Annotated in this window: 9 protein-coding genes; all 9 read right to left on the reverse strand. The window is 40.7% G+C overall.

Annotated features, from left to right (window positions below):
* Positions 1 to 137: 137 nt before the first annotated feature.
* A complete protein-coding gene (locus AC4CV5_RS20670) occupies positions 138 to 962 on the reverse strand; it encodes a peptidoglycan recognition protein family protein (RefSeq protein WP_490923788.1) in 825 nt (274 codons plus the stop codon).
* A gap of 45 nt (positions 963 to 1,007) precedes the next feature.
* A complete protein-coding gene (locus AC4CV5_RS20675; protein ID WP_103803604.1) occupies positions 1,008 to 1,430 on the reverse strand; it encodes a phage holin family protein in 423 nt (140 codons plus the stop codon).
* Positions 1,431 to 1,482: 52 nt separating this feature from the next.
* A complete protein-coding gene (locus tag AC4CV5_RS20680) occupies positions 1,483 to 1,740 on the reverse strand; it encodes a hypothetical protein (protein WP_490923789.1) in 258 nt (85 codons plus the stop codon).
* A gap of 10 nt (positions 1,741 to 1,750) precedes the next feature.
* Positions 1,751 to 1,921 (reverse strand): XkdX family protein, encoded by a 171-nt coding sequence (locus AC4CV5_RS20685; protein WP_103803602.1) that lies wholly within the window; start codon positions 1,919 to 1,921, stop codon positions 1,751 to 1,753.
* 15 nt (positions 1,922 to 1,936) lie between these two features.
* Entirely contained in the window at positions 1,937 to 2,059 is a 123-nt protein-coding gene (locus tag AC4CV5_RS20690) for a hypothetical protein (protein ID WP_284438230.1), read from the reverse strand.
* Between the two features lies 1 nt (position 2,060).
* Positions 2,061 to 2,447, reverse strand: a complete 387-nt coding sequence (locus tag AC4CV5_RS20695; protein ID WP_490923791.1) for a hypothetical protein — start codon at positions 2,445 to 2,447, stop codon at positions 2,061 to 2,063.
* Positions 2,448 to 2,459: 12 nt separating this feature from the next.
* Complete coding sequence (locus tag AC4CV5_RS20700) at positions 2,460 to 5,834, reverse strand: phage tail spike protein (protein WP_490923792.1); 3,375 nt, start codon at positions 5,832 to 5,834, stop codon at positions 2,460 to 2,462.
* A gap of 16 nt (positions 5,835 to 5,850) precedes the next feature.
* Entirely contained in the window at positions 5,851 to 6,576 is a 726-nt protein-coding gene (locus tag AC4CV5_RS20705) for a distal tail protein Dit (protein WP_490923793.1), read from the reverse strand.
* On the reverse strand, positions 6,573 to 8,213 hold a 1,641-nt coding region (locus tag AC4CV5_RS20710; RefSeq protein ID WP_490923794.1), incomplete at its 5' end, for a phage tail protein. The genes AC4CV5_RS20710 and AC4CV5_RS20705, both read right to left, overlap by 4 nt.

The following is an 8,213-nucleotide window of genomic DNA, read 5'->3' on the forward strand; positions in this document are numbered from 1 at the left end:
TTATTACAGTCAACAAAACGAGACAACAAAATTCATGAATAATTATGAAGAAGTTCTTGATAATGATAAAAAATATGGCTTAAAAGAAGATTTGTCTAGCCAAGTTTTTTAAAACCCCTCTTTTCAGAGGGGTTCTTTTATTTCAATAATGCTTCAAGTTTTGCTTTCGTTTTTGGTCCATAAATGCCATCAGGATTTAAACCATTCATCAGCTGGAATCGTCTGACGGCATCGGCTGTTTTCGGTCCATAATAGCTATCGATCCCAAAATTTTTGGCTTTCTTATCCGGGTAGAAATGCAATGCCGACAGGGCTGTTTGGATCTGCTTAACGGCATCGCTGTGCATCAATGGGCTTTTCACTTTGAAAATGCCGGAAGGCAAATTGAAGAATGATTTCTTTTTGCTTGAGCTTGATTTTTTAACTGTCTTATTAGAAGAAGTTGTTTTCTTACTTGATGTTTTGCCGCCAAGCGCTTTTAATTCAGCATCAATTGCCGCTTTAACTTCATTCCAGCGTCCTTCTGATAAGATACGGTGCGGGCAATACTTTCCGCTCCAGTCTTGATGCTTCCGCACACGGTCAATACCCCAGCCGCGTTCTTTAAGTAGCTGCGCCACAAACTTGATTGCCAACTTTTCAGCAGCGTAGTATTTAGCGCCTCCTGACTTGCTGTAGCAGATTTCAACGCCGATAGACTTACGATTCCCGGGTCCGTTTGTGCCGTCTCCAGTGTGCCATGCATTGCGATTTAACGGCAGTCCTTGAATAACCTCTTTGTCATCAACTGCAAAGTGAAAACTCGTTGAACTGGTGTTTCCGGTCATGTAACTGACCTCGTTAGCAGCTGAAGCATCATTGTAAGTATTATGAATGGTGATGTATTCCGCGGTCATCAGATTAGGGCATTTTAAAGCGTATTTTGCTTCTGATACAAGGTTCTTTTTCACTGCAATTGTCATAAAAATCTCTCCTATTCTGTTTTTGAAATAAAAAGAGCCGCTGGATTACCCAGCAGCTTGTTCATCTTTTTTTGTTGTTTGTTCGTTTTCTTCTTCAATTACATGAAGTCGGTCCGTAATTGCAGCCGGAATCTTTACGCCAATCTGTGCCAGGTTCTCCGTAATGGAAAGCCCTTCATTGGCGATATAAAAAAGAACGGTTCCAAATGTGAGAACACCGTTCAGGTTGAGAATTGTATCAATAATGTTTGCCACAATAACCACCAAAAAGCTGAGCATCTTCCGGACGTAACCGAACCAAGCGCTCCGGCTCCGCAGCTTCTTAAATTTCCATGCCTTGATTACGCCTGTTATGACGTCAATAATGCTGAGAACCAGTAACAAATCGAGATATTTCACACCTCCAAACAGATAGATCCTTGCTAAATCCAACGTTTCAAAATTGATAAACACAGTCGTTTCCTCCATTTCGTTTGATCACCTCCTTAGAGGCAAAATAAAAAAGCCGCTTCTCCGCCGCTTATTTTTTCTGATGATTTAGTTTTACTGGACCTTTCAAGTTGTTGAGGTTCTTTTCTAACTTCTCAATATGTTCCTTCAGATGCTGGATTTCTTGCTCTTTTTCCGCTAAAAGCTGCTTATCTTTTTCTGATAGGTACTGATACGACAATATTACATCTTCAGCATCCATCCAATTTTGACGATAAGCTGCCGCTTTTCGTTCGAATAGCTCCGCTTTCGTTTCTAAATCCATTTCGTTTGTTTTCTTTTCTTCCATATTGTTTCTCCTATTCTATTTGGTCAGGATAAGCGTTTCCGCGCTCAAGGGCTGTTATCTCGTCAAACTCTTCTTGCGTAAGACGGCCCTTTTGAACGTGTGTTTTGAGCTCAATGGTTAAAACAGTCCCATTCTTCCAGCAATCCTCAAAAAAGTTGTAAAACACACTCCGTTTTTCCATCGAATCTCTCCGATCTTATGGCTGGTTTACCATTAAAACATTACACATTCTTTGTAAATCTAAAATTTGTTCTTTCATTTGCTCCTCCGTTGTTTTCTCATCATTTGGAGGAGTTATTTCGATTGGCTCCAGTTTCATTTCATTGCGCTCCTTTAGGGTGCAAGTAAAATTCTCCTGACTTCGTCCCATCAGGAGAAACTGACACCCGAAGAATTGGTTTCATCAACATGTATTCGGTACTATCTATATAGTCACAAAAATAGCCATCTTGATCTGCAACCATATGAAACAGTTTATATTCCATTGTGCCGGTTGCTTTCACATAGACAATATGAAGCCCGTACCCGACATCTCTTTCTGATTCGGTCTTAATGTCAAATTCAACCGTGTCCATGAAGAACACCTTTTCAAATTTTGATTCGTGATAATTACAAGCTGAAAGGGATATTCCCTCAATTGTTTCTGTCATTTCTAACCCTTCTATATATGAACGGCTACTAGGATTAAAAACAAATTCTTTGATCAAATCCCTCCCTCCTTATGTTTTTTCATAAAAGACAACTAATCTTACCGTTATGGAGGCACTGGTCATATCCTTTGCGCCTGTTCCTCTAACATGAACTTGAAAGCCTTTAGAGGATTGACTCATTATCCCCGCAGTCACATTATTGGCATTAGACCCGTAAGGTGTAGCCATCACAGCAAAAATATTTTCTGCACCTTGTGAATTTCCATCAACAAAGTTGATCGTGGTATAACCATAGGCATATGATCCACCACTCGTTAAAACAACATCACATTGAGTAACGCATATGCACAAGTTGTTTTGTAATGCTCCGTGGATATCTGTGACAAGAGAAGTTACATTGCCGCCTACGATTTTTTCCGCAGTAGTATATTGGCTATCTCCTGGATATATTAAAGAGCTTTTTGGCAGTTCGACTGGCGCACCCTCGAATACTGTTCGCTTGTTCGCATTCACCCGTAGACCGCCTGAGACGTCAATTTCTGCATTGCTAGGTTTTAATTCTAATAAAGTAGAAGAACCGGAAACACGCGCTCTGTTTTGGAAATTAGAAAAGTATTTTGTTTCGTCAATGTCAATAGAGTTTACCTCTCCTGTAAGTGTGAAAATATCTTTTGGTATATTTGTAGGTGATACATTAGAAATTGCTATAATTCCTTGTACACCTGTAGTGCCGCTTCCTTTAGAGCCGTACATTTCAACAACGGGGACATCGCTTTCGGTTGAGGTTCTACCAGTCCCTTTAACTGAAATCTTCCCATCCCCTATGCTTACACTTCGATAGATTTCCTGGTTTGAACCATCAGAGTCTACATATCCGCTCTCTTGATAAATAAGGCTAGACTGCACGTCTAATTTTGTGTATTCTCCATATGTTCCTGAGGCAGTGGATCTTCTGTACTGATATAGCTTGTCTCCATCAAAATAAGAATCAAAATCACGGTTAGTGTTCAACGCTTGGAATTTGCCGCCTTTGATCAATGAACCTGTAATATTAATAGAATTAATCGTACCAGAATTTATTTTGTCAGCTGACAGGCTCCCGATCTTGGCATTTGTAATGGCTCCGTCAATGATATGGACGGTATCAATTATCGCTGTTTTCAGGTGAGCTTTTGCGATAGCAGCGTTTTGAATAGCTGCTGTTCCTATTGCCGCCTCAGCAATTTGCGCACTTGTTATGGCTGCTTTTTGGATGTGCGCTGTTCCTATCGCTGCCTCTTGTATATGAGCAGATCCGATTGAAAGGGCTTGGATGTAATCACCGTCAATAACGTTGTCCGTTAGTTGTGTGTCATAAGGACTGTATCCATACTCCTTTATCGTATCGCCTTCGCGAACTTGCAATTTTCGAATAACAAAGGAGCATAACTCTGTATTGTTGTTCCTGTTAAAGCCGCCGATGCCTATTGTATATACAGAGCTTGTCGTAGGAGCTGTGAATTTAATATTAACCCTGACAAACTGATCAGAAGGATAGGAAGAAATGTCCGATAAATCTGTTCCGCTTATCCTGTACCATGAATTCGTTTCTTTAAGGTGAATATAGTTCAAATCAGTTGTATTATTTCTTTTCACTTCGAAAGAAAGAGTGTATGTTTTCCCTTGCTCAAGCTTCATTCTTTGGATATTATTCGGGGCTATCCTTAGCCCGCAAACACCAAAAAATAATTGATCAGTCAATTGAGTCTGAGAAACCGTCATTTCGTTAAATTCTTTTTCCTCTACTGTATGAGAGGTATATGTGTAATCGTAAAACCATTTCGCCTTTAAAAGAGAGCCCGGGAAGATATTGCCTTGGTCAAAGTTGCGCGCCAGTTTATCAGCCGTGACTGCTAAATTCGCCAGTCGATCCGCTACAATGCTGCTGAACATTATGTCATCGGTCATAATCCGCTGAGTTTTTGCTGAAAATTCAGATGTAAATTCACTTGCTTTGCTGTGATAGTTAACAGCCCGAATGCGATAGTACCAAACATTATCAACGCCAGCGTTTTCATGCAGGAAACCGCTTTGTTTGCCTCGCCATAGCCGGTTTTCGATAGATGGGATGAAACCTTTTATTTGTGATCCATAAACCTCATAAGCCGCAATATAAGAAGAAGGATCATAATCCCAAGTAATACTCACACCTGAAAAAAGCCCCTTAACAGCTACGTTAGAAGGGGCTTTCGGGATAATGTCAGGGAAACTGCCGTCAGTCACCTGAACATTGCGGTCAATATTTTTCACTTTATCTTCTAAATCGTCTAGGCGCCTATCAGGTTGATAAACTTCTAAAAACTCGCCCATTTCAACGGTTTTTGTGCCAGCAGGATTTGAAATACTGTATCCGAGGGCGATAACTCGGGATTGAATTTGTATTGGATCGGCTTGTGTATCATCTATAGCAGTCCTGGTATCTCCAAGAGAAATATGATCAGTCGGAATGACCTTTAGTTCATATGTTGCTTGAGGTTCGGAAGCCGTATCCCTCAAATGTTCATACGTTTTCTGTAATAGCTCTTTTGGATCGGTTATGTTTTCATCCTGCCATTGACCAAAAGAGTTTATAAACGCTCCATCAGCCTTTTTGTAACCGTATTTCTCTTTTGCTCCTGGCAGCTCAATCCACTTTTGACCTTTAGGCTTGTCTGCCGGATCACCGTTTGCAACTTTCCATTCAACGTCTGCAAAATCAATATAACGGGAATCCCCGCCATTTTCTGTCTCCACGCTGCCGCCCCACCCATATAGAGCAGAAACGGGATACGCCATTTCAGTGATTGTAATACTTTCGACATTGTAGCCGACTTCGAAACGATCACCTTCATCATTTCCGCGCCGCTGCTCAATGTTTACAACACGTTCAATAATTTTGTTGTTTTCTTCGTCAAAATTGACAGTAAAACGCAGCTCTCCGCCCCATACCTCAATAATTTTAGTAATGGCTTCGTAAGCGCTGATATGATAAAAGTTTGTGGACTGTGTACCCGTTTGAGCTGTTACATTGCCCTTCCACCTTGTGCCTTCTAAAACTCTATCTAGTGCATATTGTTGCGTTTTACCGTTTGGCCGTATGTCTTCCACAATAGCTTCCAGCAGCTCCATTTCAGCCGGCTCACAATGGGCGACTTTCTCTGCCCCGTTGTCTCCGTTGCCGCGGTCAATTTCTCTAATTTTGAAGAGACGAAAAAAGCCGTCTTCATCTCTGAAAACGACTTGGTTTAGTTTATTTACATGTAGGCTATCTTCGTGTCTTGCGTCACAACTGAAGGAGAATTCTGTACCTTGGTTCAGCTTTTCCACAAACTGATCAGAATGAAAGGTACAGGCATCATCCTCCGCATCACTAGATAGGATTGCCAAAGGGTTATCGTATCTATCTAACACCCACATATCGGCCATATAATCACCTACCTATCTACTTATATTTCTCTGTTAAATGTATTTTACTTGGATGGCTGGCCTTAACCTTGACGTTTTTCTTTGACGGAATCTGAAAAAACCTCGATTTATAAAGGATGGCTGAACTCTTTTTGATTCCGCTGATCGTCACACGTCGCTTAGAAAAATCTATTTCGATATGATCACCCGCAATAAAGTTGAATTTCAGATATACGCCTTGGTATACACTGCCATCATCATTCAACAATTCAATACTGTATGACGTGGCTGCAGCCGCAAGCGTGCATTTTACAACGGGTGAAGCCGGCGCGCTGCCGTTTGTTTTTACAGTCGTGCCCGCAGTCGGAATATCGAAAACAGTGTCCGGCCCGTACTTGTAAGGATCAGGGCAGATAAAATTTATCGTGCCCTTTCCGAATTTGAAAACCTCGTCCAGTTGCCCTTCACCATCAATAACGGCGTAATATGTTCTGTCAGGTTCATCAAGAAAGACTAAAGGGGCAGGCTTGTCAGTTACAAGCCATTCGGCCACTTCTTCTTTCGCTTTCTGCATGTCATCAACGCCCTTAATGACTACGGAAACAGGCAACGGACGGGCTTTTATTTTCTTTTGCTTCAGATATGCGCCAGGACGACCAGGGATTTCAACCATTTCCCACTCTATGGGCGCCCACATTGGCCGCTTTGTGTCTACCGTTGCATGAACAAAGGGTTTTGATACCCCGTTAAATGTCATTGTCATTTGTACCGCCTCTTATCTCTAAAAGCTTGGCGCTGTTGCGCTTGTGTCATGTCTTTTTGTGTTGCTGAAGCAAATTGCCGTCCGTTTACGCTAAGATCAGTGCGAATAGCTGGTATGTTCACCTCAATAGGGTGATTTAAAACAGCTTGAGAAAGTTGCTGAATAGCTTTCGCCATCGCCGACAGATCAAAATTGTTATTGATGTTTGTTGGACTAATATTTCCTAGCGCACCGGAAATTCCAGCGGCCTTCTCTTTTGATGAAAGAGGAATGACTTTTGTTGTTGATCCAGTTGCATCTAATAATTCTGGACCGGCCTCCCCGACAATTGCTTTACCTCGTAATACACGGCCGCCTGTAGCCAACATTGGTATTTTAGGAATCGAAGGGATATTCACGCCTGGTATCTTATTTAAAACCTTCAGCTTGCTAGAGAACCCACCTGTGAAACTATTAATTTTTCCGATTATCCAGTTAATAGAGCTCCGAATGCCAGATTTTATGCCATCCCATACGCCCAACACACCAGACTTTATATTATTGAAGGCTGAAACAACTTTATTTTTGATATTATTTACGGGATTAACAACGTATGTTTTTATAAGATTCCACGCTGAACGTGCTGAACTTTTCATTCCATTCCAAATATTATTGACCACGTTTTTCATCCCGTTAAAAACTCTTGATGCTGTATTTTTTATCCCATTCCATAAGCTTGAAAAGAACGATTTAAGTCCATTCCAAATAGATTTCCCAGCAGATGATATCCCTTTCCAAATATTAACTACTGTGCTTTTAATACCGTTCCAGATTCTAGAGAAAAGACTTTTATAGAAATTGAGTGCATTTGTAAAATATGTTTTCAGTGCATTCCAAACTGTTTTAGCCACAGAGGAAATTCCTTTCCATACAGTGGTTAAAACAGTCTTAATCCCATTCCAAATGGTTGTGAAAATCTTTTTAAAGCCATTCAGAAGATTTGTGAAGAAGGTTTTCAAACCATTCCACACGCTTTTCCCAACTGTAACGATTCCATTCCAAACGGTAGTTGTTGCTGTTTTTATAGCATTCCAAACCGTAGTAAATATGATTTTTAAACCATTCAAAAAATTAGTAAAAAACGTTTTCAAACCGTTCCAGATTGCTTTTCCTGCTGTAACAATCCCATTCCATACGGCAGTGACAGCCGTTTTAATAGCATTCCACACGGTAGTAAAAATGGTTTTATAGAAATTTAGAAGAGTTGTAAAATATAATTTAAGTCCTTCCCAGATAGTTTGAGCCGCCACAACGATTCCGTTCCAAACAGCCTCTGCAAACGACTTTATAGCGTTCCATACTGTGGTGAAAATGGTTTTGTATAAGTTAAATTGAAAAGTAAAATATGCTTTAAGACCATCCCAAATTGTTTTTGCAACCGAAACGATGCCGTCCCATAGCCCTTTAAAGAATTCTGAAATAGGCTCCCAATATTTGATGACTAAATAAACAGCCGCTGCAATGGCTGTTATCGCAATTAATATAGGGTTTGTCATAAAAAGCTTTGATACTACACCGAATACAGTTCCTATTGTTTTGATTGCCCCGCCTACTTTTGTTGCAACTGTTACGACTGTCCCAAAATTGGTGACGATAGC

The sequence above is a fragment of the Bacillus sp. NS1 genome, from assembly GCF_058248265.1.